The sequence below is a fragment of the Salmonella sp. SAL04157 genome (assembly GCF_046551635.1).
GTDB lineage: Bacteria > Pseudomonadota > Gammaproteobacteria > Enterobacterales > Enterobacteriaceae > Salmonella > Salmonella enterica.
In genome coordinates this window covers 1-26,519 of sequence record NZ_JBGDVS010000010.1, presented here as the reverse complement: position 1 = coordinate 26,519, position 26,519 = coordinate 1, and the positions used below count along the sequence as shown (strand labels likewise).

The 26,519-nt window shown below is 48.6% G+C and carries 27 protein-coding genes; 12 read left to right on the top strand and 15 right to left on the bottom strand.

The genetic code is table 11. The features are described from left to right. Positions 1 to 402: 402 nt before the first annotated feature. The 3 genes from zntB to smrA all read right to left on the bottom strand — a co-directional run bounded on the left by zntB (position 403) and on the right by smrA (position 3,660). Positions 403 to 1,386, bottom strand: coding sequence for a zinc transporter ZntB (gene zntB, locus ACLJRE_RS18595; protein ID WP_000387367.1), 984 nt, complete (start codon positions 1,384 to 1,386; stop codon positions 403 to 405). 145 nt (positions 1,387 to 1,531) lie between these two features. Next, complete coding sequence (locus ACLJRE_RS18590; RefSeq protein WP_000945613.1) at positions 1,532 to 2,686, bottom strand: methyl-accepting chemotaxis protein; 1,155 nt, start codon at positions 2,684 to 2,686, stop codon at positions 1,532 to 1,534. A 410-nt stretch (positions 2,687 to 3,096) separates the two neighbouring features. Continuing rightward, positions 3,097 to 3,660: a DNA endonuclease SmrA gene (gene smrA / locus ACLJRE_RS18585; protein ID WP_001046799.1), complete on the bottom strand. Its 564-nt coding sequence runs from the start codon at positions 3,658 to 3,660 to the stop codon at positions 3,097 to 3,099. A 257-nt stretch (positions 3,661 to 3,917) separates the two neighbouring features. Between smrA and ogt the strand changes: the two genes are divergently transcribed. The 3 genes from ogt (at position 3,918) to uspE (ending at position 6,479) form a co-directional block, all read left to right on the top strand. Continuing rightward, the gene (gene ogt, locus ACLJRE_RS18580; protein WP_000945036.1) at positions 3,918 to 4,433 is read left to right on the top strand and encodes a methylated-DNA--[protein]-cysteine S-methyltransferase; all 516 of its coding nucleotides are present in this window, start codon (positions 3,918 to 3,920) and stop codon (positions 4,431 to 4,433) included. A 195-nt stretch (positions 4,434 to 4,628) separates the two neighbouring features. Continuing rightward, on the top strand, positions 4,629 to 5,381 hold the full coding sequence (gene fnr / locus ACLJRE_RS18575; RefSeq protein WP_000611914.1) for a fumarate/nitrate reduction transcriptional regulator Fnr: 753 nt from the start codon (positions 4,629 to 4,631) through the stop codon (positions 5,379 to 5,381). Positions 5,382 to 5,531: 150 nt separating this feature from the next. Then, positions 5,532 to 6,479: a universal stress protein UspE gene (gene uspE / locus ACLJRE_RS18570; RefSeq protein ID WP_001262138.1), complete on the top strand. Its 948-nt coding sequence runs from the start codon at positions 5,532 to 5,534 to the stop codon at positions 6,477 to 6,479. A 54-nt stretch (positions 6,480 to 6,533) separates the two neighbouring features. On the opposite strand, the gene ACLJRE_RS18565 is transcribed toward uspE, so the two are convergent. After that, positions 6,534 to 6,788, bottom strand: a complete 255-nt coding sequence (locus ACLJRE_RS18565; RefSeq protein ID WP_000605645.1) for a DUF2534 family protein — start codon at positions 6,786 to 6,788, stop codon at positions 6,534 to 6,536. A 238-nt stretch (positions 6,789 to 7,026) separates the two neighbouring features. Here ACLJRE_RS18565 and ACLJRE_RS18560 point away from each other — a divergent pair, with 238 nt between their 5' ends. Beyond that, the gene (locus ACLJRE_RS18560) at positions 7,027 to 8,058 is read left to right on the top strand and encodes a mechanosensitive ion channel family protein (protein ID WP_000493666.1); all 1,032 of its coding nucleotides are present in this window, start codon (positions 7,027 to 7,029) and stop codon (positions 8,056 to 8,058) included. A gap of 85 nt (positions 8,059 to 8,143) precedes the next feature. Here the strand turns inward: ACLJRE_RS18560 and ACLJRE_RS18555 are convergent, their stop codons facing one another. Then, positions 8,144 to 8,746 carry a helix-turn-helix domain-containing protein gene (locus ACLJRE_RS18555; protein ID WP_000163368.1) on the bottom strand — a complete coding sequence of 201 codons (603 nt, stop codon included), beginning with the start codon at positions 8,744 to 8,746 and terminating at the stop codon, positions 8,144 to 8,146. 43 nt (positions 8,747 to 8,789) lie between these two features. Between ACLJRE_RS18555 and ACLJRE_RS18550 the strand changes: the two genes are divergently transcribed. Together ACLJRE_RS18550 and ACLJRE_RS18545 are read left to right on the top strand one after the other, a co-directional pair. Beyond that, positions 8,790 to 9,476 carry a B3/4 domain-containing protein gene (locus tag ACLJRE_RS18550; RefSeq protein ID WP_000097265.1) on the top strand — a complete coding sequence of 229 codons (687 nt, stop codon included), beginning with the start codon at positions 8,790 to 8,792 and terminating at the stop codon, positions 9,474 to 9,476. A 27-nt stretch (positions 9,477 to 9,503) separates the two neighbouring features. Then, positions 9,504 to 9,842, top strand: coding sequence for an antibiotic biosynthesis monooxygenase family protein (locus ACLJRE_RS18545; protein WP_000051812.1), 339 nt, complete (start codon positions 9,504 to 9,506; stop codon positions 9,840 to 9,842). Positions 9,843 to 9,946: 104 nt separating this feature from the next. Here the strand turns inward: ACLJRE_RS18545 and ACLJRE_RS18540 are convergent, their stop codons facing one another. From ACLJRE_RS18540 to zirU, 4 genes are all read right to left on the bottom strand, one after another. After that, the gene (locus ACLJRE_RS18540) at positions 9,947 to 10,504 is read right to left on the bottom strand and encodes a redoxin family protein (protein ID WP_001062618.1); all 558 of its coding nucleotides are present in this window, start codon (positions 10,502 to 10,504) and stop codon (positions 9,947 to 9,949) included. Positions 10,505 to 10,599: 95 nt separating this feature from the next. Next, positions 10,600 to 11,424, bottom strand: a complete 825-nt coding sequence (locus ACLJRE_RS18535; RefSeq protein WP_023212669.1) for a ZirS family two-partner secretion-like system exoprotein — start codon at positions 11,422 to 11,424, stop codon at positions 10,600 to 10,602. Between the two features lie 26 nt (positions 11,425 to 11,450). Beyond that, positions 11,451 to 13,433, bottom strand: a complete 1,983-nt coding sequence (gene zirT, locus ACLJRE_RS18530) for a two-partner secretion translocator ZirT (RefSeq protein WP_023212670.1) — start codon at positions 13,431 to 13,433, stop codon at positions 11,451 to 11,453. Positions 13,434 to 13,507: 74 nt separating this feature from the next. Next, positions 13,508 to 14,353 carry a two-partner-like secretion system exoprotein ZirU gene (gene zirU / locus ACLJRE_RS18525; RefSeq protein ID WP_000273676.1) on the bottom strand — a complete coding sequence of 282 codons (846 nt, stop codon included), beginning with the start codon at positions 14,351 to 14,353 and terminating at the stop codon, positions 13,508 to 13,510. A gap of 291 nt (positions 14,354 to 14,644) precedes the next feature. Here zirU and ACLJRE_RS18520 point away from each other — a divergent pair, with 291 nt between their 5' ends. Both ACLJRE_RS18520 and ACLJRE_RS18515 read left to right on the top strand, forming a co-directional pair. Further along, positions 14,645 to 15,502, top strand: coding sequence for a GyrI-like domain-containing protein (locus ACLJRE_RS18520; RefSeq protein ID WP_410957479.1), 858 nt, complete (start codon positions 14,645 to 14,647; stop codon positions 15,500 to 15,502). A gap of 389 nt (positions 15,503 to 15,891) precedes the next feature. Continuing rightward, positions 15,892 to 17,001 (top strand): hypothetical protein, encoded by a 1,110-nt coding sequence (locus ACLJRE_RS18515; RefSeq protein WP_410957484.1) that lies wholly within the window; start codon positions 15,892 to 15,894, stop codon positions 16,999 to 17,001. A gap of 213 nt (positions 17,002 to 17,214) precedes the next feature. Here the strand turns inward: ACLJRE_RS18515 and ACLJRE_RS18510 are convergent, their stop codons facing one another. Continuing rightward, entirely contained in the window at positions 17,215 to 17,451 is a 237-nt protein-coding gene (locus ACLJRE_RS18510) for a YgdI/YgdR family lipoprotein (RefSeq protein ID WP_001168013.1), read from the bottom strand. Between the two features lie 127 nt (positions 17,452 to 17,578). Next, entirely contained in the window at positions 17,579 to 18,169 is a 591-nt protein-coding gene (locus tag ACLJRE_RS18505) for a TetR/AcrR family transcriptional regulator (RefSeq protein WP_000208475.1), read from the bottom strand. A 77-nt stretch (positions 18,170 to 18,246) separates the two neighbouring features. On the opposite strand from ACLJRE_RS18505, the gene bdcA reads away from it, so the two are divergent. Beyond that, positions 18,247 to 18,960 carry an SDR family oxidoreductase gene (bdcA, locus tag ACLJRE_RS18500; protein WP_000979086.1) on the top strand — a complete coding sequence of 238 codons (714 nt, stop codon included), beginning with the start codon at positions 18,247 to 18,249 and terminating at the stop codon, positions 18,958 to 18,960. A 90-nt stretch (positions 18,961 to 19,050) separates the two neighbouring features. Here the strand turns inward: bdcA and ACLJRE_RS18495 are convergent, their stop codons facing one another. Both ACLJRE_RS18495 and ACLJRE_RS18490 read right to left on the bottom strand, forming a co-directional pair. Beyond that, complete coding sequence (locus ACLJRE_RS18495; protein ID WP_000456772.1) at positions 19,051 to 19,920, bottom strand: aldo/keto reductase; 870 nt, start codon at positions 19,918 to 19,920, stop codon at positions 19,051 to 19,053. Between the two features lie 275 nt (positions 19,921 to 20,195). Then, positions 20,196 to 21,101 carry a LysR family transcriptional regulator gene (locus ACLJRE_RS18490; RefSeq protein ID WP_000359206.1) on the bottom strand — a complete coding sequence of 302 codons (906 nt, stop codon included), beginning with the start codon at positions 21,099 to 21,101 and terminating at the stop codon, positions 20,196 to 20,198. Positions 21,102 to 21,220: 119 nt separating this feature from the next. Here ACLJRE_RS18490 and ACLJRE_RS18485 point away from each other — a divergent pair, with 119 nt between their 5' ends. Beyond that, positions 21,221 to 22,150: an aromatic alcohol reductase gene (locus ACLJRE_RS18485; RefSeq protein WP_000814357.1), complete on the top strand. Its 930-nt coding sequence runs from the start codon at positions 21,221 to 21,223 to the stop codon at positions 22,148 to 22,150. A gap of 96 nt (positions 22,151 to 22,246) precedes the next feature. On the opposite strand, the gene ACLJRE_RS18480 is transcribed toward ACLJRE_RS18485, so the two are convergent. After that, positions 22,247 to 23,860 carry an ABC transporter substrate-binding protein gene (locus ACLJRE_RS18480; protein WP_001216560.1) on the bottom strand — a complete coding sequence of 538 codons (1,614 nt, stop codon included), beginning with the start codon at positions 23,858 to 23,860 and terminating at the stop codon, positions 22,247 to 22,249. 189 nt (positions 23,861 to 24,049) lie between these two features. Here ACLJRE_RS18480 and mpaA point away from each other — a divergent pair, with 189 nt between their 5' ends. Then, positions 24,050 to 24,778 (top strand): murein tripeptide amidase MpaA, encoded by a 729-nt coding sequence (gene mpaA, locus ACLJRE_RS18475; protein ID WP_023212672.1) that lies wholly within the window; start codon positions 24,050 to 24,052, stop codon positions 24,776 to 24,778. Here mpaA and ycjG read toward each other — a convergent pair. Beyond that, the gene (ycjG, locus tag ACLJRE_RS18470) at positions 24,753 to 25,718 is read right to left on the bottom strand and encodes an L-Ala-D/L-Glu epimerase (protein WP_001258075.1); all 966 of its coding nucleotides are present in this window, start codon (positions 25,716 to 25,718) and stop codon (positions 24,753 to 24,755) included. The two genes, mpaA and ycjG, sit on opposite strands and share 26 nt — an antisense overlap. 115 nt (positions 25,719 to 25,833) lie before the next feature. Here ycjG and tpx point away from each other — a divergent pair, with 115 nt between their 5' ends. After that, the gene (gene tpx, locus ACLJRE_RS18465; RefSeq protein WP_000084401.1) at positions 25,834 to 26,340 is read left to right on the top strand and encodes a thiol peroxidase; all 507 of its coding nucleotides are present in this window, start codon (positions 25,834 to 25,836) and stop codon (positions 26,338 to 26,340) included. Positions 26,341 to 26,519 lie beyond the last annotated feature (179 nt).

Here is a 26,519-nt window from a genome sequence, read left to right as displayed (position 1 = left end):
CTTCGTCCGGCGGCGGGTCGGGCATCGGCTGAGGACGGGGAAGCGGCTCAGGAATGGGAACAGGGTCAGTGGGAATCGGGTCCGACAAGGACGAGTGTAGATATAATAAGGTCAAAAGACAGCTCATATTACCCTCCAGAATGTCATTCAGACTCTTAAAGGGTAGACGCAGATATTCTACAGGCAAAAAAAAGCCGACTAATCTAAGTCGGCGTCGTACGAATCAATTGTGCTATGCAGTAATTCAAAAAAGGAAGTAAGACAATATGGAGCGCAACGCCCATCGCTTGACGTTGCATTCACCTGCGAGAGAGATATTGCCCCGAATAGGTAGATGGTTTATTGACTTCGCTCAAATTTCTCGGCGTTTTTTCATACGAAATGGTCTGAAAAGCGCTTTTGTTACAACCATTTACTGCGATGCAACCATAAAGTAACACCACCGATCAGGACAACTAACAGAATACAAAACAGAGAAAAGCCGAACCGCCATCCGCCGCCAGGAATACCGCCCAGGTTAACGCCAAATAACCCTGTTAAAAAGGTGCTGGGCAGAAAAACCATCGCCATAAGCGACATGGTATAAGTTCTGCGCGCCAGAGACTCCTGCATCACCTGGGCAATTTCATCCGCCATGATGCCAGTACGCGCGATACAAGCGTCAATTTCATCCAACCCCCTTCCCAGCCTGTCGGCGATATCCTGCATTCTGCGCCGGTGATCGTCGCTCATCCACGGCAGCCGTTCACTCGCAAGCCGGGCATAGACGTCGCGCTGCGGCGCCATATAGCGACGCATAACAATTAGCTGTTTACGTAGCAATGCGAGGAAACCGCGCGGTGGGATTTGCTGGTCGAGAAGATTATCTTCCAGATCGATAATTTTATCGTGTAGCTCTTCAATAAATTCACTGGCGTGATCGGTTAACGCATCGCACACATCCACTAACCAGCCGCCGCAATCTACGGGCCCGGTGCCCTCCTGCAAATCACTGACCACATCGTCCAGCGCCAGAACCTTTCGCTGACGGGTAGACACAATGAATCGCTCGTCCATATATAAACGCATTGCCACTAATTGATCCGGGCGTTCGTCAGTACTGCCATTAATACAGCGCAGCGTAATGAGCGTCCCTTCCCCCAAACGACTTACGCGCGGGCGCGAGCTTTCACCAGCCAGCGCATCACGCACGTTATTGGGGAGTAAAGGCGTTGAAGCCAACCAGCGGGCGCTGTCCGGGTGGGTATAATTAAGATGTAGCCAACAGAGATGCTGACTATCGATCACATCATTATCTTCGAGCGGTTTTACTCCACCACGACCATCCAGTAGCCATGCGAAAACGGCATCCGGCACGTTCACATCCGATCCCTTAATGGCTTCCACAGCGCCTCCACGTCACAACTCTCATGCCGTTAGTCTAGCTTTCGGGAAAGGTTAAGCAATCTCTCATTTTCTCATTGCGCAAAAAGAATGACGGGAACGTGCGGAAAAAGCGCCTTAGCAACAGGCGCTTACCAAACATGTATTATCAGGCCTGGCCGCGCCTGGTGATGGTCGAAAGAGATGATACATGAGAGCGCGTCAGCGCATGTTCACTGTAACCCGGCTGGCTTAAACGAAATTTGTCGGTTTTAGTCTGTAACTCGATCACCTGCGCCTTTAAAACATCCGAAGAAGCAGATAGCGCTTCAACCATTAAGACATTGCTATGGGTTGCGCTTTCCAGATCGCTCAACGCCAGGGTTATCTGGTTAATGCCCTTTTCCTGCTCCCGCGTGGTGGTGGAAATTTCATTCATCAGCACGTTTAATTGCCCGGAGCCGCCAACAATCTCCTGCATATTTTTTTCAGCCTCCTGCACTATGGCGGCCCCCTGCCGCACATTGTCATGCGTAACGTCGATCAGCGCCTTGATACTTTTTGCCGCCTCGGCGCTACGATGCGCCAGATTACGCACTTCCCCGGCCACCACGGAGAAACCTTTTCCATGATCGCCCGCCCGCGCAGCCTCTACCGCCGCATTAAGCGCCAGAATATTAGTCTGGAATGCGATACCGTCAATCAATGAAATAATCTCCGTCATCTGCGAGGCACAGTCGGTAATAGAACGCATATTTTCTGTAACCCGCCCCATTAATTCACCGCCTTTACGGGCGCATTGGGTTGCACAATCCGCCTGTATGCTCGCCATTCGGGTATTATCCGCATTGTTTTTGGTACTCGCCGCCATTTCATCCATACTGGCGGCAGTTTGAATTAACGAGGCCGACTGCTGTTCCGTCTTTACGGATAGCGACATACTGCGCGCCGCCAGTTGTTCGGAAAGGGTCATTGCCGTTTGCGAAGAGGATCTGATTTCACGTACCAGCGCGGAAATATTCTCCGACAGGCTATTAATCCCGGGGATGAGTCGTCCGGCGCAATTATTGCCAAATTCGGAGATATGAATAGACAAGTTTCCTGCTGCGACCTCTTCAATACTTTTCTTCACGGTATTAATCGGCACTACCAGATAGCAGGTCATATACCACCAAAGCAGTAATGCCGAGATCAGATAAATGATATTACACGTAATTAAAATAGGGAGATCGTGCAGAAAAGCTATTTGTAAAGTATCCACCAAAAGAAACGTACATACCATAAATAGAATAATGCATGTCCTGACGCTGATATTTCTCAACATTTTTGACGGCCTACAACCAGGATAGGAGACAGGTTTTATTTTTATAGCATTTCAGATATCTATTGCCATTCGTTTCTTTGACATTCTCCATATTCAATACCAGACCATCGCCATTTCCCTTAGTGCAACAGATAAAATTACCTATATTCGCTATGCCAGGATATTCATCCATCCATATTGACAAGTGATGTACTTATCACCATTTTCTGCTTAATAGTTAAGTCGAAAGCCAGTATATTTTAATAGACGCTTAAATAAGCGAATGACTGTTTCTCCGTGTTATTACCGCGGACAGCGTTATCGCCCGTTCTCTTGCAGAATCCTGAGCATTTGGATGAGGCGTTATATCAGGCATAAAATCGGGTTCGCGCGAGCTTGCGCTGGCGGTCCTGTCCGCCAGCGGCAACGATTTACCGACTACGCTTCGCATGGCGCTCCCAGTTATCCTGCTTAGCCTGCACCGTTTTACGTAACGCGACATAACATGCCCCGCCGCCGCCATGATGCGGCAGCGCCGAACAATAAGCCTGTACATCTTCAAACTCTGTCAACCAGCGGGCCACATAGCTTCGGACGATATTGGCATGCGACTTCGCCTCTCGCCCTTTACCATGAATGATCAGGACATTACGCAACCCCTCTTTCTGCGCCTCCAGGATAAAACGAAACAGCATTTTTCGGCACGTTTCGACCGGCTGGCGTAACAAATTGAGGCTGGCTTGCTGAGGATATTTCCCACTGCGTAACTTATCGATGACACCCTGCTGCAATCCTTCCCGACGAAATTCCAGCGGTTCATTCAGCGGCAGAATATCCAGAAAGCCCGTCGTCAGGAAATTATCAAGCTGAAGCGTGTCGATACGCTGGGGCGTTTTAAGATTACGCGTTGGCTGCCAGTGTACATCAGTATGGCGTTTCAGCGGCTGGACATCCTCCATGGCGTCAAGAAACAGCGCTTTATCGTCAAGGTTCATGGTTCATCCTCCAGCGTTTTTGCGACTGCCGTTATCATAACCGTGCCCTGTTATACCGACAACGGTTTACAGTTATTTCCAATAACAGCGACAATGTCAGGCAATTAACCGCCTCGCCCGGCTCCCTTTTTCTCCGCCAACGATATTACTGGCGCTAAATGTGTTATCCCTGACTATCTTTTAAGGAGTATGGTTGCGGGTATTCCTGGCATGATATCTTGTCTCTTACGTTAGATTAAGACGATGTGAGAGAACGGATGCTGAGATTACTTGAAGAGAAGATAGCCACGCCATTAGGTCCGTTATGGGTGGTTTGCGATGAGCAGTTTCGACTGCGGGCCATTGAGTGGGAACAGTACCGCGATCGTATGGAGCAACTGCTAAATATCCACTACCGTCACGAAGGCTATGAACGCGTTTCCGCGACTAACCCCGGTGGACTCAGCGATAAGCTTGCAGATTATTTTGCAGGCAATCTCGCCGTAATTGATACCCTGGAAACCGCAACGGGGGGCACACCTTTTCAACGGGAAGTATGGCAGGCGTTGCGCGCTATCCCCTGCGGGCAGGTGATGCACTATGGTCAGCTGGCGGCGCAACTGGGACGACCGGGCGCCGCACGCGCAGTCGGTGCTGCGAATGGCGCTAACCCCATCAGTATCGTTGTTCCCTGCCATCGCGTCATCGGGCGTAACGGCACTCTGACCGGATACGCTGGCGGCGTGCAGCGAAAAGAGTGGCTATTACGCCATGAAGGCTATCTTTTATTATGAATATACAGGCAAAAAGTGCCTTATCGGTCACACTTTTATGTAAAGCAACAACAAATAAATTACGTATTTTCAAATAGATAAAAATATTCATCAAACTTATACTTGAATTATTCCTTCTCCGGGATAGCTCAGACTTACGCGCTCACCAAAAAGATGTTAAAATTGACAAATATCAATTACGGCTTGAGCAGACCTATGATCCCGGAAAAGCGAATTATACGGCGCATTCAGTCTGGCGGTTGTGCTATCCATTGCCAGGATTGCAGTATCAGCCAGCTTTGCATCCCGTTCACACTTAACGAGCATGAGCTTGATCAGCTTGATAATATCATCGAGCGCAAAAAGCCCATTCAGAAAGGGCAAACTCTGTTTAAAGCAGGTGATGAATTGAAATCGCTCTATGCTATCCGCTCCGGAACGATTAAGAGCTACACCATTACCGAGCAAGGCGATGAGCAGATTACTGGATTCCATTTAGCAGGCGACCTGGTGGGTTTTGACGCCATTGGCAGCGGTCATCATCCGAGCTTTGCACAGGCGCTGGAAACCTCAATGGTATGTGAAATACCCTTTGAGACACTGGATGACCTGTCCGGCAAAATGCCTAACCTGCGTCAGCAAATGATGCGTCTGATGAGCGGTGAAATTAAAGGCGATCAGGATATGATCCTGTTATTGTCGAAGAAAAACGCCGAAGAACGTCTGGCTGCGTTTATTTACAACCTGTCCCGCCGCTTTGCGCAGCGTGGTTTTTCACCGCGTGAATTCCGCCTGACGATGACCCGTGGCGATATCGGCAACTATCTGGGCTTAACGGTCGAAACCATTAGCCGTCTGCTGGGGCGTTTCCAGAAAAGCGGCATGCTGGCGGTGAAAGGTAAGTATATTACTATTGAAAACAGCGATGCGCTGGCGGCCCTCGCCGGTCATACCCGCAACGTCGCTTAAACGTCAGCTAAACCATTGATGTTATCTTCTGCCATATCGTTAAATTTTTCTCATTTATTGATCTGGCAGAAGCGCTTCCTCTGTTTCATTCACCATATTTGAGTTACTCTTTAGTTACAAACTGCGATGACAGTTGTAAGGAGACCCTGTATGGCTATGTATCAAAATATGCTGGTGGTCATCGATCCCAATCAGGACGACCAACCCGCATTACGGCGAGCAGTTTATTTGCATCAACGGATTGGCGGCAAAATTAAAGCTTTCCTGCCTATTTACGATTTCTCGTATGAGATGACCACCCTGCTTTCTCCTGACGAACGCACCGCAATGCGTCAGGGCGTAATAAGTCAACGCACAGCCTGGATACGTGAGCAGGCGAAATATTATCTTGAAGCCGGTGTCCCCATTGAAATTAAAGTGGTCTGGCACAATCGTCCCTTTGAGGCCATCATCCAGGAGGTTATCGCCGGCAGTCACGATCTGGTGTTGAAAATGGCGCATCAGCACGATCGACTGGAAGCGGTCATTTTTACCCCTACCGACTGGCATTTGCTGCGTAAATGCCCAAGCCCCGTGTGGATGGTCAAAGATCAGCCGTGGCCAGAAGGCGGCAAAGCCCTGGTCGCCGTGAACCTGGCAAGCGAAGAGCCCTATCACAATGCTCTCAACGAAAAGCTGGTAAAAGAGACCTTACAATTGGCGGAGCAGGTTAATCATACCGAAGTACACCTGGTCGGCGCCTACCCCGTTACGCCAATCAATATCGCCATTGAGCTGCCGGAATTTGATCCCAGCGTGTATAACGACGCCATCAGAGGCCAGCATTTACTGGCGATGAAAGCGCTGCGCCAGAAATTCAGCATCGATGAAAAAGTTACGCATGTAGAAAAAGGCTTGCCGGAAGAAGTTATCCCGGATCTTGCCGAACATCTCCAGGCGGGGATCGTTGTGCTTGGCACCGTTGGACGTACCGGACTCTCGGCCGCGTTTTTGGGGAACACGGCCGAACAGGTCATTGACCATCTGCGCTGCGACCTGTTAGTCATTAAGCCTGATGAGTATCAAACACCGGTTGAACTGGACGACGAGGACGATTAATCCCTCTTCCGTCCTGCCGGATGGCGCTGCCATCCGGCCAATACCCTATTCCTGTTACTCATCTCCGCCGAGGAAATAGATCCCCAAAGGAATCGCCAGCAGAATAGTGAACACCAGACTGTAAACGAAAATCATTGCCGACTGAATGGCATACATAGAGCTTGTCCACTCGGACAGTGGAATATGATATTGCTCAATCACACCGCCGATAGTCGCGCGCGTTACCACCGATGCCGCAACGATAAACACTGCCAGCAGGCATAACAGAAATTTTTTCCCCTTCGCCGATTTCAGCTTCATCATGATCATAGTATTGTCCTTTACAGATGGCTTTGTTACCTGATAGCAACAATATCATGACAATCACGCGATGTCTGCCCTATAAAACGTGACATTGTATTTACATAAAAAGTAAACCACTGAGATTAAAGCTGATAGCACTATTTCTTCTTTTTACTTATCGATGATCTACGCGTTTATCCTGGGTAAAATACCTGTTAATCAGGTCATTCTGAGCTGTTATCGTAGGAAGGAGCGGAAAACAATAATGTTCACTGAATTTTTTCTCAAAAACGCATTTAATCTGGCGATACTTTTCAGTTGCGGCATGGCGTTGCTGGTCGTGAGATTTTGGCTCAGCCGTAACGTACAGTGGAAGAAAGGATTCACGTTCCATGCGGCACAGTTTTTTATTTACGCGATTATTATTGGGACCATCGGGAGCATCCTGAATAATGCTATTGAAGATTATAATTTGCGTTTTATCTCTTCCGGGGTCATTGATTTTATCTGCACCTCGCTCATTGCGCTTATTCTGACGATAAAACTTTTCCTGATTATTAACCAATTTGAAAAAGCACAGGTCAATAAAGGTAGAGATGTCACCAGTACCCGTATTCTGGCACGGGTCATAAAAATAACCATTATTGTCGCGATTGTCTTATTGTATGGCGAACATTTTGGCATGAGTCTGTCCGGTCTGCTGACCTTTGGCGGTATCGGCGGTATCGCTGTTGGTATGGCGGGCAAAGATGTCCTGAGCAATTTTTTCTCCGGTATTATGCTCTATTTCGATCGCCCCTTCAGTATCGGAGACTGGATTCGTTCTCCTGACAGAAATATCGAAGGTACGGTCGCCGAAATCGGCTGGCGAATTACGCGAATTAACACATTCGACCACCGCCCGTTGTACGTGCCTAATTCCGTCTTTTCATCCATTAGCGTTGAGAATCCGGGACGGATGACCAACCGTCGAATAAAAACGGTTATTGGATTACGTTACGAAGATGCCGACAAAATTGGCCTCATTGTTGACGCTATCAGAAACATGTTGCAGGCGCACAGAGATATCGATCAGAAACAGACGCTGTTGGTCTATTTTAATGAATTCGCCGACTCTTCGCTGAATATTATGGTGTATTGCTTTACCAAAACAACAGTATGGCAGGAATGGCTTGCCGTACAGCAGGATGTTTACCTGAAAATTATTGCGATTGTCCAGGAAAACGGCGCTGACTTCGCCTTCCCAAGCCAGACGCTCTATATCGATGACCCGGAGACCGCGCCTGCGACAAAATAAAAGATAGCCGGTGCCCGATAACGCTTATCGGGCACCGAGGCTTCTCTGTCCGGATGACGGGTTGTTAGCGCCTTCCTCACGGTGATCAACGGCTCTTTTCATTCACCGTCATGGTAAATTCAAGCACCTCATTAGTGTCGTTAACGTAGGCATGAGGCATGTCGGTTCTGGCTACAGCGGAGCAGCCCTCCCGAATAATAAAGCGTCTACCGTTGACTGTTAATGTCAGTGTTCCCTGATTAACAAACAGTAATTCACAGGTGTCTGCTGGATGCCCTGCCGATTCAAACTGTTCACCAGGATGCATTATCCATTGCCAGAGTTCCAGCATATCCGGCCCGCTGGTTCCCGCCATCAGTTTTGCGCTGCCGCCTTTCTCGCCGCGCCACAACACCGGAATAGCATCCCGGTCGATAAGATGGACCATCGGCTCGCTGGCGACGTTGACAAAATCCGCCACGGACACTCCCATTGCCGCCGCGATCTTACATAATAGCGCAATGCTTGGATTGGCTTTACAGCCTTCAATTTCCACCAGCATTCCTTTACTGACGCCGGAACGCCGCGCAAGCTCATCCAGCGACATCTTTTTTTGGCTACGAAATTGTTTGATACGTTGGGAAACAGCTTCATTTATCGTGCTGACGTCGGCGCCCGCCGTGGTCGATAAGTTGACTTTTTTGGTCATTGGTCGATATCATAGAAGAAAATAGTCATTACAGGATTATGCGATGTCTTCTATGTTACCGTCAATCAGCCCGGAACTGGCCCGTATCGCTCCCGGCTTTCGTGCATTAAGTATTAATGTTATTGCCGCTCCGGTTCGCGATGCGCAGGTCGGAGAAATCGCGTTAAAAGAGGCCTGTCAGGCCGTAATCAACGGACAACCGGCGTGGGCACAGGCGCATATAGACGCCTGGAATGCAGTGTTTAAAGCATTCGGCGCAAAACCAAAGCGCACCCCCTGCTCGGCTGAAGCGCTACGAAAACGCGTGTTGAAGGATGGAACAATGGCGTCGCTGGACCCGGTTGTTGACCTTTATAACGCCGTGAGCCTGCGCTATGCCGTACCGGTAGGCGGCGAAAATAGCGCGGCTTATTGTGGATCGCCGCGGCTGGTTTTCGCAGACGGAAGTGAAACATTTGATACCCTGAAAGAAGGACAACCCGTCACCGAGTCGCCAGAACCGGGCGAAGTTATCTGGCGCGATGACAGAGGCGTCACCTGTCGGCGCTGGAACTGGCGTCAGGGAGTACGTACCCGACTAAGCGCTTCAGATAAAGCGATGTGGTTTATCCTTGAAAGCTTGCCGGAAATGCCGGTTGATGAATTGTACGCGGCAGGAAACATGCTGACTGACGGCCTTGAAAAAATGATGCCAGGTTTACGTTTTGAATCCACGTTGATGGGTGTCTGATTGATATTGCGTAACAGGAGAAATACCATGTCGCTGTTTCTGACAAGTTTTATTTTCGAAAAAAAAGAGTACGACGAAGAGTTTTATCAACTGGATGGCTGGATTGAGCGCTATACGCAGTCTATTGATGGCTATATTGGGATGGAAAGCTATACCGATGCCGCCAGCGGAAGAATGGTTAATAATTATTACTGGCAGACCCGCGAATCAATGGAGCTATTGATAAATAATTTACAGCACCAGCAGGCCAAATCACAAAGTCATAAGTGGCTTTCCGGTTACCAGACGATTATTGCAGAAATTCAGGGGTGCCATAACGTTAACCTGCCCCATCCGCTGGCATCATTTTCAGTTCCTTATGCGTGATGCAATAGTATATGTATTAAATGTGGGGGCACACAAGAGAATGCCTGCGCCCCTGCATTGCCGGTTATTCGGTTCTCTGTGCAGGGGCGTGCTGATATAAGTGATTAGTAAACAGGAAGATGAGTGATATCTCGTGGTACACTAACACGCGTAACCACATTGTTTTCATCGCACTCTATCAACGCTCTGGCAAAAATACTGAGCTCATTAATTTTCAGCCCGGAATTATCCAAAAACTGGCGGCAAGCGTAGTCAGAAAAAAAGGTTATGCCGGGATGAATATCATGTTCCCGAATAAAACGGGCCTGAGCAAATGGCGTATCCATACTCAGCACATATACCGCCCGGTTTGAGTGGCTACCCGCTGATTTAAGGCGGTCACTATAGTCTTTTACCTGCCATTCACAAACCGGCGTATCCAGTGACGGGACGACAATAATCCGCTTTTTTATCCCCGGGATACAGTAACCCGGTAATAAATTATGGCTCACCAGCCCCTTTGTGCAGGGTAATGGTTTGCCTTCAGCCAGTATACCGGGTTTGAGGGTCAGCTGCGTTTTGCCAAAGGTGACAGCGTGTTCCTGACCCAATGAGATATAATCTTGTGTTGTTGCTGGTGTCATAAAAAGTTCTCCTTTTAACGTTTGTATTATTTTAGCCATAATAATTATTTAGCAATCTACTAAAGAACCAAGTCAACATCCATAATAAGAGCAGTGAAATAAAAGCCAACCCATTATTCATTGCTGTTTTTACTCTACTTTTTTATTGTCCCGGAGATAGTAAATTTATCTTTAATCAATTCCCCAAAATATTTATATGTCAATTTCAACTCTCCATTTGAACCTCCATTATAAGTTACCGTCTGAAGATACTCTCCGGGATTACCCCCGGCTTTGATATCGCATCGACTATTCCAACTTCCTGTTGAAAAATGCCCACACTGGAGATTGAGATTAGATATGGGGTTATTATTTATATCTTTAACAATAATTTTCACAACAGCACTCTCTCCTGGCATCAGTAAAGATTTATCTGCACTAATGACAGATAAATCTTTACTCAATTTAACTATACGTTTTGTTTCAATAGAATGGAGTTCAGAAACCATCGGCACAGGCGTATATCCTGGTGCTGAGACCATATCTGTTTCGTTATAATGCTCAATTCTTATCTTCGAACCTACATTATCCTCGCTGATAACAATTTCATATTTACACGGCTTTTCACGTAGAAGCTCATGCTGTGAGTCATCTTTCTCAACGCGATAATACGTACATACTGTGGTAGCCGTTTCATTAGCTTGATATTTTTTAGAATCAAGATCACTGACTCTCCCAACCATTCTTGCTTTTAAAAGCATGCCTGGTATAGGTATATATGATTCAAAATATCCATAATCCCCATTCAATTCCAACCCATAATCACTCAACGGCGAACTAGGCCTGTGCCCAACGCTCGGCGCCGTAGGAGGAGAAAACATCCCGACGGTTGCCGCGGACGTTGTCGACGAATCCGCCAAGACGCTTATCGGCGCAGCCGCCAGAAGCAGGCTATAGATAATAAGATTATGTTTCGACATACGCACTGTTGATCCTTTTTAAAACATTAATTCGCATCAGATGCTGCGGTAGAACTCTTAGCATTTTCTTTATCAGAAATAATTCTGACGCGAATATATTTATTCTGTAGCGATTCCCCGTTAAGGCTATAAGGGATAAGCCAGGTGGCTTTTGTCGCCCCCGGTACGGATTGCCAGGATTTCATTTCATCCGAGATTTCCCACTGATAATTAAACGCATCAGTACAGTCCGTGTTATTTATACAAAGCGTTCTGGCTCGCATTTCCGTTCCGACGACTGGCGCGGTAACGCTTCCGTTGGCTTCTTCAGTACCCGGCGTAAAAAGCACCTCCACAGAAGTGACCTTCTGCGCAATACTGTCTGACTGCGCTTGTAGTAGTACGGTACCCTTCACCGGATGTTTATCGTCTGGTCCGCTTGCTTCAATATGTAATTTGAGCGAGCGGGCATCGTCACCGATATGGGTCACCAGAACCCGTTCAACCCAATGGCCGTCACGCTCTGTACCACCGAGCGCTTTAAATGCCAGACCCGGCATATCTGATTGATACTTAATATGACGTGGTTTGAGCGACGCCCACTCCTCTTCAGAACGCTCGCGCACGTAGTGCCACTCAATAACCTTCCCCTCTTCTCCGGCAGGAAGCGGAGTACTGATAACAAAGTTGCCGTCCTCAACCTGAACATCGTCATTGATAACATTTATCCAGGAACGGAAACTGGTCTCATCCTGTGTCACCCTTACCGGGATACGCTCGGAGGTCACGCGAGTACCCCGGCTGTCAGTCACCGTCAAATAAAGGCTATACTCCTGACCGTCGGTCGCTGTCAGCGGAAGTTGAGGAAGGATAAGGCCGCTGCCCAAACTCCCCTGAAGCTGAAGTCCGGCGAGAAGCTCCGCATCACCCGACCACTCAACTTTCTCAATCGGGTAACGGCTATCTACCGTCGCCATTAATGTCACCAGCGTCCCGGACAGGCCTGACACCGGCATTGCCGTAATGCGGATTTTACTGGCCTGCTCCCGATACGCCATGACGATATCGTAATTACGATCGACAAAGGCACGCCGATTAGTCGTATTCGACGGCGCCCCAACGTTGCGGTAATCAAGCTGTTCATGTAACGGCGTACCGAAGGAATAGTTGACTCTCAGACCGCCCTCAGCCTGCGATCCGCCGTTACCGGCGTCCCGATATCCTGCTCTGACCTCAAGCAAGGGGACAGGATTCCAGACCAGAGCCGCACCTGCGGCGCGGGGATTCCGGCTTAATGTACCGTTACCCAATAGATCAACTTTATCCCCGTAATACTGTTCATATGTCAGCTCGCCACTGAACCAGGGAAAATCGGGAAGCGTGCCTTTTGTTCGCAGATCAAAGCCATATGCCGGACGCTCATCATGTAATTCATGAACTGCTGACGTTTTCCAGCCGGTGAGAGGGAAATAATAGTTGCCGGAAAAGGCCAGACTGTCTTTATAAACTTCCCCGCCAATGCCGCCACGTAAGTGGGAATAACGGATGTCGGCATCCAGAAATGTATTGACGCCGAGCAGCCATCCATTGACCTCCTGGCGATAACCCACACCAACGTTAACATAGGTGCGGCCATCGAAACTGCTGCTGTCGTGGTCGCGAAAGCCAAGCTGGCCAAAGAGTAAAGACGATGTTGTTTCCTCGACGGGAATAAACATATCGAACTCTGATGAGCGATATTTCGCGCCATCTTCAAGATTGACGCCACCACGGAAAATAATCTCCGGAAAAGCGCTCTTCATCCCCTCGTTCACCAAATGATTAGCGGCTTGCCCTGGTAATGCCTTTATTTTTCCTTTGGCATAATCCTCCAGCGTCCCCTCCTGCAGATGCGGAGAAATAGACGATGCCGTCCCCGCAATCCACGACTGAATTTCATTATCGCTATCAGCGATGACCGGGAGTGAAATCTGACTGGTAACAATGGCCCAGGTTATATATTTAGTAATGGGTTTTTTAGAAAAAACCACTTTATTGTCTCCTGCTATATCCCCCTGCCTGGCAGAGGGAGTATTAAAATAAGATGTTTATTTGGCGATAACCATCAGCGACGGATAGCGCGTTTATTCTCCGGCGTGGCTTTCGTCGTTTTAGGCGTAACGTGGACACGGAACAGTTTATTCTGCTCAGTTCCCTTAATAATATATTTATGTTTTTCAGCGTTGGTATTATTCAGATCGGTGAACTTATCTGGTGTCCCGGCATCCGCCATCTGCCAGGTAAAGTTATAATTACTGACCTCACACTCAGCCGCCGCTGTGGCGGCACATTCCAGTACCGCTTCAAGGGTGCCGCCCACCACTGGGGTGTTGGCGTCATTGGTACCGTTGAGTTCATCAGTTGGTTTACCACTTTCATTCACCACATTGATAGTGACAGAACGTAGCTTATTAGAAATCGTACCGTCTGCGGCGGAGTCGCCGCCCACGCCAGAAGATGAAGAAGTTAATAAGACAGTGGCAGGCAAGAATGCACTATCCGGCGTCCCCGTTGCCGTCTTAATCCGGTAAACGATTTTAATTTTTTTACCGCCTGCATCAGCAGGAATGGTAAAAGCCGTCCCGGTTGCCGCCGGGGTTCCAGAAGGATCGGCAGCCTCATTATCCACCAGGTACCATTTAATATCGTCGGCATTATTCATTTTATCCAGCGATAAGGGATCCCCATCCTCATCCCTAATAAAAACATCCGCTATCTGGAGGGTTGAACCGGTCGTCAGTTCCCCAGACACTTCTATCTTTTTTGCATTAGTAGTTGCCACAGGACGGTGACCAACAGAAGCAGGTGTAGCAGAAGAAGCCATATCATTGGCTCTGGTATTCGCCACCGCCTCTACTGAGACCACGGATGCACAAATCGCTAACGCTAATAAAGATTTTTTGAAGTACAAAACAATCCCCTTTTATTTAATCATTAGAAATAATTACGAGATTTATAATCTCACGAGCTAAAAATTCAGGGTTATTCAATCATTTTAACCCCCTGTGAAATTATGCCCTTCGCCATGCTAATTACTTAGCTTTACTGGCAAAAACCGATCTCCAAGTGTAAAGTTTATTCAAAAACGTCAAGAAATTTAAATATTTCTTGTTTTGCCAGAAAAGCTAACAACCCCACTAGTTTAATAACACAGTATGTCAAATACCTTAAATATTTATATTTTCGGCTTCAATAAAGAGGAATGATGATGAAAAAAGCCATAATAATCTCAGTATTAGAGCAAATAGAAAAAAATATTGAAGAGAGGATTGATATTGAAAAGCTGGTTGTTATAACAGGTTATTCGCGAAGGAGTTTGCAGGATTTTTTTAAAGAAAAGTGTGGAGTCTCTATCGGAAAATATATCAGACAACGCAAGTTGAGCAGAAGCGCCACTCTGCTAAAGCTGACCTCTCAGTCGGTCACAGATATCGCGTTCAGAATGGGGTTTGATTCAGTGCAGTCCTATAGTCGAGAGTTCAAAAAAACATTTGGTGTCAATCCCAATAACTATCGCAAGGCTGATTTCTGGGATCTCAGAAACCTACGGCCTCCCTACTGGCTTGACTGTGATGAGCATTATCAGTTCGAAATTTGTCAGCTTACGTCAAAAGAAATTTTCGGATTTCAAACATCTCATCAGATCGCAACAAATGACCTTCCTAAAAAAGCGTCGCCTATAAAATGGAAAATCATTCATGAGACGCTCAGAACGTGGGGCGAAAATGTGTATTGTCTCTCGTCTTTTAAGCCGGATAATACCAATGACCAGGTCATCGCCGTAAGCAGTTTTTTTGGTATGGAACATAATTCCGTCGATGGAGGCAAAATACCCATGTCGAGGGTAATAAAATGTGGTAAATATGCAAAATTCCATTTCGTTGGTCATAAGGAAAAATATCAACAATTTTCCAATACAATATATATGTGTATATTGCCAAAACTGAATCTTATCAGGAGAGAAGGAGAAGATATTGAATACTTCCATTTGGCATTCGTCCAAAAGCAACAGAATAATGAATCCATTGTCGATCTTTATTATTATATCCCTGTACTGTAATGACTTCGTACCATCCACGTATTTCATCTGAAAAGCCTTCTCTTTTCAGAGCGGTAATAAAACTCTCAGTATTGATTCTGATAAAATAAGTGACTATTAAATAAGTTAACATTTTGAAAGGATTGAGAAAATAACTTGTTGTCACGCAACACCGGAGCCAGGTTTCTGACAGTACTGTACGGTGTAGTGATCAGGTAATATTGGCTACAGTTTACGGTAAAAGCAAAGTCCATACTTTAACTATTAATGGGAGTATGCTGGCCGGGCGGCCTCCGGGGCCTTCATACTCCCACATCTATAATGTTGGTATGATTACATTCTCTCTATACTTTCCTGTGCTAACCTTTTATCTCGTTGAGATAACGTTTAATTAAAATGTTCTCTTTTTGATGTACATTATAAGAGGAGACATTATTCATATTTTCGAAATCAGGGCAGACGATATGTATACAACCATCAGAAACTCAGCGCTAGCAATGGTAGCTTGTTTTTCGTATATCGCACATGCCAGTACCCACCCTCCTCTTATTATCACCAGGGGAGCCGGAGGAGACGCCTCCGGAGCCACAGTCATTCATGATAATTGGCGGCATGGCACTCCTGACCTGGTCAATCTTACCGATATCCCCATAGATAAAATCAGACCAGAAAAATACAGTTGCGTACTGATTATTGGGCAAGGAGCTATAAAAGAAATGCTTCTTGCGAAAAATGCCTCAGCAATACTTTCCGGAAAAACTGTTGGTCTGTATACTCATCTGATCGATCAGAACACGCTCAGATTACTTCGGCAATTGCAGAACAAAGTGAGATTCAATCTCTTTTTTACCCGTTCACAGATAACTCTACTAAAACTAAGGAACATTTCAGAATATAATTTTTTGAGTTCTAAAATAAATAATGTCTGGGGACAAGACTCACTAGCAATTGAAACGGTGGCACCTGACAGGGGTAATATACCGGAAAAAGCCCTTCCCCTCAAAACAACAGATTATGTGATCTGGCTGGGTGGAAACTATACTACCTCCTTTGGTACGCAGCGTATCTTCACAAACGATCAGATTGTTGTAGCCCTGAAACCACTACATAATGTTATTTCACCAAATGCATCGATTGCTATTATGCTTTCACCACGTTTTTTTGATAATAGCATGAGTAAAGAAGCAAAAGTTAAACGACTGAAGGAAGTGCTTAACACCTTTTCGCGAAACAGGGTCACATTTTATATGAGTAAGGAGATGTTTGCTAATCTGAAAGAATTTGATTTGCCTGTTCAACTATCCCCTTCTTACGCAGAGCTGATGCGAATGCCCTGGGCCAGCGCTACCCGGCATTTTGCCTCTGTGGATCAATATAACCTGTTTGCTGATCTCATACCTAAAGTCACGCCGTTTCTTCTTGAACCGAATGATGCCGATCAAGCTCTCTATGCGACGGATTATCTTAATACCCGGCGTGTAAGTCTGACCCAAAATATTCTTAACCACGGTTGTGACTAAATAAAACGCGCAGAATCCGGGATAGTTAGCAATCCAAAACAGACCGTTAGCCATGAGTACTGTTTACCTTCAATATACAGGGAACAACCAAATAACTGACGACACAAATCAAGCTGAGACCCGGAATTCGGCTATACAGGCACTCTATTCAATTCAGGCCCAGAAACTGTCCGGTACCCATACAGGACACGGCCTCCCAACTGCTTTAGCGCATTACCAGTCCAGTTTCGATGCGCCTTCTGTCGTCTGCACTATTTCACTGGTTTTAATGACGCGATGATAACCATAAGCATCAGCGTATTTCGTCATTCCGGTTGCGGTGTCAACCTCCGGCTTACCCTGCGTTTCAATAATATCTCCCGTCCGGGTCGTCATGGTATAGGTCGTTGTACATCCGGCTAGCATCAACACTGATAAGCTAAGTACCGTAATAAGACTACATTTTTGCATCTCTCGTTTCCCTGACACCTCTATTTTTGATGTACTTTACCGAATACCGCAACGGCAAGATGGATGATTAGGGCTATTGCTCCCTGTTTGCCCGTACTGATTGGCTCAGGTTTTTTGATGCGCTGCGTTAATCCGGTAGTAATCGCTCCAGCACATCTCCAGCCAGAAGTACGCTCTCCTGAAGACGCTCCAGGCTATACCCCGCTCGCGCCTTGGCGGAAAGCCCCGCCATTAGCGTCCCCATAAAGTCAGTCATCCGGTCAGCCTCTTGCGGATACCGCATGGCGACATAAGTGCGAATCAGGTTTTCAGCAGCGATGTAAAACTCGCAGGCGGCCTCTCGTGCCGGTTTATCGTTACAATGAGCGCCCTCCAGAACCAGACATCCAGTGGCATCAGGATCGGCAACGTAACGTCTTGCCGCTTCCATCAGCACATCAATAAGGCACTTCGCGGTCGGGCGATCGTGACGCAGAAGCGCCCCGAGCGGAATCGCGTCGGTCATCCTGTAACGCTTTAATACGCGGGTATACAGCCCCAGCTTGCTGCCAAACGCCGCATAGAAACTGGGAGGATTGATCCCGAACGCTTTTGTCAGATCCGCTACGCTCACCGCGTCGTAGCCGCGCGAATGAAATAAGTGTTGAGCGGTTTCAATGGCTTGCTCCGGATCGAACTGGCGAGGACGACCCGGCGTTCGACTATGTTTTGTAGTCATTACTACATAACTCCTTGACGGCATGATTTCATTACGCATATTGTAGTGGCTACTACAATATCATAAAGGACATCCTGATGATGCTATTTCGCAACAAATCTGTACTGGTTTTAGGGGGAAGTCGTGGTATCGGCGCGGCTATTGTACGACGCTTTAGCGCTGACGGCGCATCGGTCGTTTTCAGCTACGCCGGATCGCGCGAAGCCGCCGAAAAACTGGCAGCGGAAACCGGAAGCACCGCCATCCAGACGGATAGCGCCGATCGGGATGCCGTCATCAGCCTCGTGCGTGAGTACGGACCACTGGATATTCTGGTCGTCAATGCGGGCGTGGCTCTCTTCGGCGATGCGCTGGAACAAGATAGCGATGCGATAGATCGTTTGTTCCGTATTAATATCCATGCGCCTTACCATGCGTCAGTCGAAGCAACCCGCAACATGCCGGAAGGTGGACGCATTATTATTATCGGTTCCGTGAATGGCGATCGGATGCCCGTACCGGGAATGGCCGCGTACGCCGCCAGTAAATCAGCCCTGCAAGGGCTGGCGCGCGGCCTGGCTCGTGATTTTGGCCCCCGCGGGATTACGATAAATGTGGTGCAGCCAGGCCCCATTGATACCGACATCAATCCGGAAGATGGCCCCATGAAAGAGCTGATGCACAGTTTCATGGCGATCAAACGACACGGAAGACCTGAAGAAGTGGCTGGAATGGTGGCATGGCTTGCCGGCCCGGAAGCCTCTTTCGTCACCGGCGCGATGCACACCATCGATGGTGCCTTCGGCGCCTGACGGCCAGGCGAATATCATACGGTTGCCGTCTACGCTCCGGCAACCGTGTTAGAAGCTGTTCATGCGAGAAAACATCCGCAAGCGCCGGGATCAATCGTGGATTTTAACGCCAAGACAACCGCGAACAAATTCAGGATTAAAATGCTTCACCGCTTCGCCAACATAGCCTAAATCAAGTGTGTTGATTTGAGCCATTTCGTTATCCGTTAGTGAGAAATCCCAGATGGCAAAGTTCTCTTCAATACGTTCCTGTCGAGTGGATTTAGGAATAACCGTGACGCCACGCTGCACGTTCCAACGCAGGACAACCTGAGCGATGGTTTTTTGATGGGCATCGGCAATCCTTTGAAGCATTTCATTTTCATACGGTTTATGTCTCCCGCCGCCTAACGGCGCCCACGCTTCAGGCTGAACGTTATAATGCTTCATAGTTTCCAGCGCGGCGGGTTGTGCAAAGTATGGATGCAATTCGACCTGGTTTACCATTGGCGTAATTCTGACGGTTTCACAGAAGTTGGCTAACACATGCGCATAGAAGTTGGACACGCCAATGGCTTTTAGTTTACCGGCTTCATAAGCGTCTTCCAGCGCGCGCCACGCACTAAAATAATCGCCCATTGCCTGATGCAATAAATAGAGATCAAAATAATCTAACCCGGATTTTTTCAGCGACGCTTCAATACCTGCTTTGGCCAGATCGTAGTTAGCCATATCTTGCACCCACAGTTTAGAAGTAATAAATAACTCCTCACGGGTACACAGGCCTGTCGCGATGGCTTCACGAACAGCGTCACCAACGGCATCTTCATTGCCGTATACCGCAGCGGTATCGATAAGACGATAACCGCTGCGAATAGCGCTTAACACTGACTGCTGACATTCTTCTTTGTCGGTTACCTTAAAAACGCCAAAACCCACCATAGGCATTTTAAGGTTGTTACTTAATATTGAATATTCCACGCTAAAGCACCCTTTCGTTGTAAAGACGCCATGATAAGAGCAAAAGACAGGTACAATGAGTATTGTTAAATCCGATTATTTTTATACAAAAAGTTCATTAATAACAGTTGTACAGATTTTTTATTGCATCCAAACGTTCAGTGCTTGCTATATCCTCGCCGTGTAGCACCTGTTTGATAATGCCTTTTACTTATGCGTCAAAACCAGTACCGTCATTTTGACCGTCTGTGAAAAAGTTTTCTAAACAGGCAATGCGATATCCGGAATAATATTTTTTAGCGAAGAGACTCCGGCTGGCTCAGCGCCGTTTTGCACCAGTCATAAAAAGCGCGTACCGTAGGCGGCAGAAACCTGTTTTGCGGATAGACCAGCGCAAGCGGCAAATCATAAGAATGGTTGTCCATGCAGGTCACCAGCGCCCCACTGTGCAGATACGGCGCAACCAGATAGCTGGCGACGCGAATTAACCCCAGCCCCTGTATTCCGGCCTGAATATAAGCGTCCGTATCATCGACAACCAGCGTCTCCTGCACCCGCATCGCGTAATCCTTCCCCTCACGCGTAAAAAACCAGTCGGTGGTACGCCCAGTGCGGTGGTTCAGGTAGCCGACCGCATGGTGTTTTTGCAGATCATCTAAATTTTCAGGGCTACCGTAACGCTCAATGTAAGTGGGCGATGCTGCTATCACCCAGTTAAAGCTGGCAAGTGGACGGGCAACCAGCGTGGTGGAATCATCGATCCTGCCGGCCCGAATCACGCAGTCATACCCTTGCAGGATAATATCCTCCACGCTATCGCTGGAACAAAGTATCAGCTCCAGCTCCGGATACTGGCGCAAAAAGGCCGGGAGCGTGGGAATAATGCAATGCCGGGCGAGAGATTGCGGCATCCCTACTTTAAAACGCCCTTTGGGTTGTGCCGCCCGGCCGGGAAATGACGACTCCATGGCCGCGATATCTGCCAGTACTCTTTTGCACTCTTCGTAGTAACGCCGCCCCTCTGCGGTCACGCTAAGTTTGCGGGTTGTACGTTGCAAAAGCTGAATCTTAAGCCAGGATTCCAGTTCTTTAACCACCCGCGATACCGTTGAGCGCGGCACGCCCAGCACTTCGGCGGCTCTGATAAAACTATGGGTATCCACTACGCAAACATAGACCTGCATCGCTTCCAGCTTGTCCATTTTCCCCCCGCCAATTATCCCATTTATCAGAACAGTCTAACCCGTCTTCGGCGTCTTATCGAACGCAGAACCCTGACGTAATCTTTAATCTACAGGTGAACCAACACAGAGAGGTGCAAATGAAACAATCCAATAATCAGGTGGGTGAAAAAGTATTGGTGCTGGGCGCGGGACAACTGGGGGCGTCAGTGCTGGCGTCGTTGGTTCCGGCGGTCACACAGCGTAATGGTTCCGTTAGCGTTATTGTGTCAGGGCAATCCAGGGATAAACAGAGCAAACGACGTTCCAGCATTCATCAACAACTGGCGGATGCCGGTGCGCGGTTTATCCCGGTCGACATCGCGGGCAGTTCGGTTGCAGCGTTAAAAGATCAATTCCGCGGTTTTGATACGATCATCAATTGTATGGGGTTTGTCGCCGGTGCGGGTACCCAGATAAAAATCACCCGCGCGGTACTGGAGGCGGGCGTTAAGCGCTATTTCCCCTGGCAGTTTGGCGTGAATTACGATGTGGTCGGCAAAGGCAGCGGCCAGCCGGTGTGGGACGAACAGTATGACGTCAGGACGCTTTTGCGCGAGCAAAACGTCACAGAGTGGGTGATTGTTTCAACCGGTATATTTACCTCTTTTCTCTTCGAACCGGCCTTTGATGTGGTCAACTTAGCCAAAAAAACCATCAATGCCCTCGGCGGATGGGAAATGCAGGTCACCGTCACGTCGCCTGCGGATATTGGTCGCCTGACCACTGAAATTTATCTGCATCAGCCGCGTATCACTAACGAAGTCGTCTTTGTCGCGGGGGAAACGACCTCTTATGCAAAACTGGCGGAAACGGTCGAACGCGTGACGCAGCAAACTTTTACCCGAGGCGTATTGACGCTACCTGACTTACAGGAGCAGCTCCGTTTACATCCGCATGACCCAATGCTGCGCTATCGCGTCGCCTTTGCGCGTGGTGACGGTATGTGGTGGCCGATGAGTGACACCTGGAATGCACAACATCATCTGCCGACACAGGATATTGCCGCCTGGCTGAAAACACACCAATGAGAACGGCGGCATCAGGCGATCGCTTAATTCCCATGCCTTCTGCCAGCATCAGGCGGCGGGCGTGGCTACCTTGCGTTAACAAGAAACCAGTACGCATCAGTGCTTCACGATATACATCGTACGGCTATAGGCCACATCTTCCGGGTTAGTAATGGGGTATCCCTTTACCCACGGTTTAATTAACCGGCCATTGGTATACTGATAAATAGGCGCTATAGGCGCTTGTTCCGTTAAAATTTTCTCCGCTGCATTGTAATCCGCGTTACGCGCTTCGGCGGTATTTTCCATCGTCGCTTGCGTCAGGATTTTGTCATAAGTCGGATTAGTAAAGCGTGAAATATTCCCCGTATGCGTGGACGTTAATAAGGATAAGAAAGCCGACGGTTCGTTGTAATCACCCACCCAAGAGGCGCGAATAACATCAAAATTACCGGTATTCCGGCTGTCGATATACGTTTTCCACTCCTGGTTTTGCAATTTCACATCCACCCCCAGATTTTTCTTCCACATTGACGCCACCGCAATCGCGATTTTCTGATGGTTTTCTGAGGTATTGTAAAGCAGGGTTAATTTAAGCGGCTTCTGCGATCCGTAGCCTGCTGCACGCAGCAATGTTTTCGCCTGGGCATTAAGTTCTTCCTGGCTCATTTGTTCAAACGGTGAAGGATCGGGCTTAAATCCTGCCGTGACATCCGGTGTAAAATGCCAGGCCGGTTTTTCACCGGTACCTAAGACTTTTTCCGCCATCAAACGGCGATCAATGGTCATACTTAGCGCCAGACGAACGCGGGAATCCGCCGTCGGCCCTTTCTGCGTATTAAACGCATAATAATAAGTCCCTAATTGCGGCGGCGTATAAACTTGCCCTGGAATATCCTTCAATAATTTCTGGTACATATTTTTAGGGAAAGATTCGGTGATATCAATATCACCGGCAAGATAACGTTTCGTCGCAGCCGACTCCTGGTTAATGGGTAAAAATGTCACTTTTTGCAGTACCGTTTTCGCGTTATCCCAGTAATGCGTATTAGGCACGACCACCAGTTTTTCATTTACCACGCGCTCTTTAAGCACATACGCGCCATTGCCGATCAGTTTTCCCGGCTTCATCCAGTCTTTACCGCTTTCAACATTCGCTTTTTGGACCGGATAAAAGGCAAAACTGGCGGTCAGACTGGCAAACCAGGGCAACGGCTTGTCAAGCTGAATACGCAAAGTGTGCGCGTCCACGGCACTGACGCCAAGCTGATCCGGCGTGGCTTTACCGTCGATAATGGCTTGCGCATTAGTGATGCCAGCCAGAGCGGCAAACCAGGCGAAGGGGGAAAGCGTTTTGGGATCAACGAGACGTTGCCAGCTATAGACAAAATCCTGGGCGGTCACCGGCGTTCCATCGGCCCATTGCGCATTATCCCGCAACGTAAACGTCCAGATACGATTATCATTGCTCTTCCACTGGCTGGCGACGCCAGGGATAATTTCACCCTTTTCGTTCTGGTTAACCAGCCCTTCAAATAGATCGCGGATCACCTGAATTTCAGGCAGCCCAACGGCTTTCGCTGGATCTAACGAAGCGGGCTCATCTTTGATATGACGCACCAGTTCTTGTTTCTCTGCCAGTACCGTTCCACCGGGAACATCCGCAGCATATGCCAGGGAAAAGCTGCTAACCAACAGCGCACAACAGGTTACTGAAACAGAATGCCTCATAGAAGTTCCTCAAAGATGAGTTAAATAACAACGTAATTATTTGTTTCAGCAGAAAGAAATGCAATTATCTTCCGCCAGAAAGTTGATATCGCGCCATACAAGAGGGTAAATAGAAACCATTTGATAATCGGCGGGTTTTACACAACACTACGATGATTACCCTACTGGTCTCAGCTTCGGGAAACATGTATGACTGTCACACGCCCCCGTGCCGAGCGCGGCGCATTTCCGCCAGGCACTGAACATTATGGACGTTCGCTACTAGGCGCACCGCTAATCTGGTTTCCGGCGCCTGCCGCCGATCGCGAAAGCGGCCTGATACTGGCTGGCACCCACGGGGATGAAACCTCATCCGTGGTGATGCTCTCCTGTGCGTTACGCACCTTAAATCCTTCCCTTCGCCGTCATCATGTCGTACTTGCCGTTAATCCTGATGGCTGTCAACTGGGATTAAGGGCAAATGCAAATGGCATTGATTTAAACCGTAACTTTCCCGCCGCCAACTGGAAAGCGGGTGAAACAGTTTATCGCTGGAATAGCCGCGCGCAAGAGCGTGATGTCGTGCTGCTAACCGGCGACCATCCCGGCTCAGAACCGGAAACCCAGGCGCTTTGCCAGTTAATACATCGACTCCAACCCGCCTGGGTCGTCTCTTTTCACGATCCGCTAGCCTGCATTGAAGATCCACGTCGCAGCGAGCTAGGCGAGTGGCTGGCCGATGCGTTTGCGTTGCCGCTGGTGACCAGCGTTGGTTACGAAACGCCCGGTTCGTTTGGCAGCTGGTGCGCCGACCTCAACCTGCACTGCATTACCGCCGAGTTTCCCCCTGTTTCTGCCGATGAAGCCAGCGAAAAATACCTGCTGGCTATGTCGAATCTGCTCCGCTGGCATCCTAAAGATGGAGTTGACCCGTCGTAAAGCGTAGCGCGGGCTCAACATCAACCGCCAGCCATGTTGGGCCATCAAGATCGGCGAAGCTCACCTGCGGCATAAGCGGCAGCGCGGCGCTAATCGCTCTTGATGTACAGAGCATACAGCCCAGCATCAGGCCGAATCCTTGCTCCCGCGCCTCCGTTGCCAGCGCCAGCGCCTCGGTCAGACCGCCGGTTTTATCCAGCTTAATGTTAATCATATCGTAGCGCCCCGTCAGGGCTTTCAGACTACTGCGAGTATGGCAGCTCTCATCTGCACAGATGGGCAACGGATGAATAAAATTTTCCAGGGCGGCGTCATCCTGCGCGGGCAGCGGCTGCTCCAGCATCGCGACATTCAGATCCGCCAGTAACTGGCAACGCGCCGCCAGCCCCTCCGGACGCCACGATTCATTGGCGTCCACAATGAGCGTCGCCTCCGGCACCGCCGCGCGGATCGCCACCATACGTTCGCTAATCAGACGAGCATCGAGTTTGATTTTCAGCAACGTCGCCCCTTTTTCCCATAGTGCCGCCGCACTGGCTGCCATCTGTTCCGGCGTGCCTATCACTACCGTTTGCGCGGTAGTAAAAACCGGGGACAGCGTCACGCCGAGCAGCCCGGCAAGGCTTTGCTGCCGCTGGCGGGCCTGCAAATCCCATAAGGCACTATCCACCGCGTTGCGCGCCGCGCCTGCCGGCAACAGTTTCTGCAATGCTTCGCGAGTCAGCCCGTTTTCCAACTGAGGCACAATACTCATGATTTGCGCCATGACCGAGGCATCACTTTCACCATAACGTGGATATGGCGTACATTCCCCGATGCCTTTTACGCCCTCTTCTTCCAGTTCGACAACGACAACATGCGCTTCGCTTCGGCTACCACGCGCAATAACGAAAGGCGTATGCAACGGCCAGGTTTCCTCATATACCTTAACAGATCTCATCTCTTCCCCTCTGATAGCGCCGGACGCGGCTTGCTACAAATAGTATTTGCCGTGTTAATGAATAATGACTTAAACTGGATTTCGACGTTAACTATAAGTAAATAGGAACATAATTATGTCACAGACTGTACATTTCCAGGGTAACCCGGTCACCGTTGCCAACGTTATTCCGCAGGCTGGTAGCAAAGCACAGGCTTTTACTCTTGTCGCAAAAGATTTGTCTGACGTTTCCCTCAGCCAATATGCAGGCAAACGCAAAGTGCTGAATATTTTCCCAAGCATTGATACTGGCGTATGCGCCGCATCAGTTCGTAAGTTTAATCAACTGGCCACAGAAGTGGAGAATACCGTCGTATTGTGCGTTTCTGCTGACCTGCCTTTTGCACAGTCGCGTTTTTGCGGCGCGGAAGGCCTGAGCAACGTTATTACGCTTTCCACTCTGCGTAATAACGAGTTTCTGAAAAACTACGGCGTCGAAATCGTTGACGGCCCGCTGAAAGGTTTGGCGGCGCGCGCAGTCATCGTGCTTGACGAAAACGACAACGTTATTTTCAGCCAGTTGGTGGATGAAATCACCCACGAGCCGGATTACGACGCCGCGCTTAATGTCCTGAAGGCATAAGCCAGCGCCTGCTGGCGCTACGTTTGTCAGTGCTACAGGCGGTGCTCTTTTGTCACAAGAAGGCCTCTATCCAGAGGCCTTCTTTTTGTCTATGGAAAACCCCCAGCTAGGCTGGGGGTTCCGGAAAGCTTTCAGCTTTAAGTCAGTTATTAAAACCCCTTTTGATTTGTTAAAACATC

Bases quoted from the DNA above. Each gene is read 5' to 3' on its own strand.
- ACLJRE_RS18590 (WP_000945613.1), bottom strand. From the start codon at position 2,686: ATGTTGAGAAATATCAGCGTCAGGACATGCATTATTCTATTTATGGTA.
- smrA (WP_001046799.1), bottom strand. From the start codon at position 3,660: ATGAACCTTGACGATAAAGCGCTGTTTCTTGACGCCATGGAGGATGTC.
- ogt (WP_000945036.1), top strand. From the start codon at position 3,918: ATGCTGAGATTACTTGAAGAGAAGATAGCCACGCCATTAGGTCCGTTA.
- fnr (WP_000611914.1), top strand. From the start codon at position 4,629: ATGATCCCGGAAAAGCGAATTATACGGCGCATTCAGTCTGGCGGTTGT.
- uspE (WP_001262138.1), top strand. From the start codon at position 5,532: ATGGCTATGTATCAAAATATGCTGGTGGTCATCGATCCCAATCAGGAC.
- ACLJRE_RS18565 (WP_000605645.1), bottom strand. From the start codon at position 6,788: ATGATCATGATGAAGCTGAAATCGGCGAAGGGGAAAAAATTTCTGTTA.
- ACLJRE_RS18560 (WP_000493666.1), top strand. From the start codon at position 7,027: ATGTTCACTGAATTTTTTCTCAAAAACGCATTTAATCTGGCGATACTT.
- ACLJRE_RS18555 (WP_000163368.1), bottom strand. From the start codon at position 8,746: ATGACCAAAAAAGTCAACTTATCGACCACGGCGGGCGCCGACGTCAGC.
- ACLJRE_RS18550 (WP_000097265.1), top strand. From the start codon at position 8,790: ATGTCTTCTATGTTACCGTCAATCAGCCCGGAACTGGCCCGTATCGCT.
- ACLJRE_RS18545 (WP_000051812.1), top strand. From the start codon at position 9,504: ATGTCGCTGTTTCTGACAAGTTTTATTTTCGAAAAAAAAGAGTACGAC.
- ACLJRE_RS18540 (WP_001062618.1), bottom strand. From the start codon at position 10,504: ATGGCTAAAATAATACAAACGTTAAAAGGAGAACTTTTTATGACACCA.
- ACLJRE_RS18535 (WP_023212669.1), bottom strand. From the start codon at position 11,424: ATGTCGAAACATAATCTTATTATCTATAGCCTGCTTCTGGCGGCTGCG.
- ACLJRE_RS18520 (WP_410957479.1), top strand. From the start codon at position 14,645: ATGATGATGAAAAAAGCCATAATAATCTCAGTATTAGAGCAAATAGAA.
- ACLJRE_RS18515 (WP_410957484.1), top strand. From the start codon at position 15,892: ATGTACATTATAAGAGGAGACATTATTCATATTTTCGAAATCAGGGCA.
- ACLJRE_RS18510 (WP_001168013.1), bottom strand. From the start codon at position 17,451: ATGCAAAAATGTAGTCTTATTACGGTACTTAGCTTATCAGTGTTGATG.
- ACLJRE_RS18505 (WP_000208475.1), bottom strand. From the start codon at position 18,169: ATGACTACAAAACATAGTCGAACGCCGGGTCGTCCTCGCCAGTTCGAT.
- bdcA (WP_000979086.1), top strand. From the start codon at position 18,247: ATGATGCTATTTCGCAACAAATCTGTACTGGTTTTAGGGGGAAGTCGT.
- ACLJRE_RS18490 (WP_000359206.1), bottom strand. From the start codon at position 21,101: ATGGACAAGCTGGAAGCGATGCAGGTCTATGTTTGCGTAGTGGATACC.
- ACLJRE_RS18485 (WP_000814357.1), top strand. From the start codon at position 21,221: ATGAAACAATCCAATAATCAGGTGGGTGAAAAAGTATTGGTGCTGGGC.
- ACLJRE_RS18480 (WP_001216560.1), bottom strand. From the start codon at position 23,860: ATGAGGCATTCTGTTTCAGTAACCTGTTGTGCGCTGTTGGTTAGCAGC.
- mpaA (WP_023212672.1), top strand. From the start codon at position 24,050: ATGACTGTCACACGCCCCCGTGCCGAGCGCGGCGCATTTCCGCCAGGC.
- ycjG (WP_001258075.1), bottom strand. From the start codon at position 25,718: ATGAGATCTGTTAAGGTATATGAGGAAACCTGGCCGTTGCATACGCCT.
- tpx (WP_000084401.1), top strand. From the start codon at position 25,834: ATGTCACAGACTGTACATTTCCAGGGTAACCCGGTCACCGTTGCCAAC.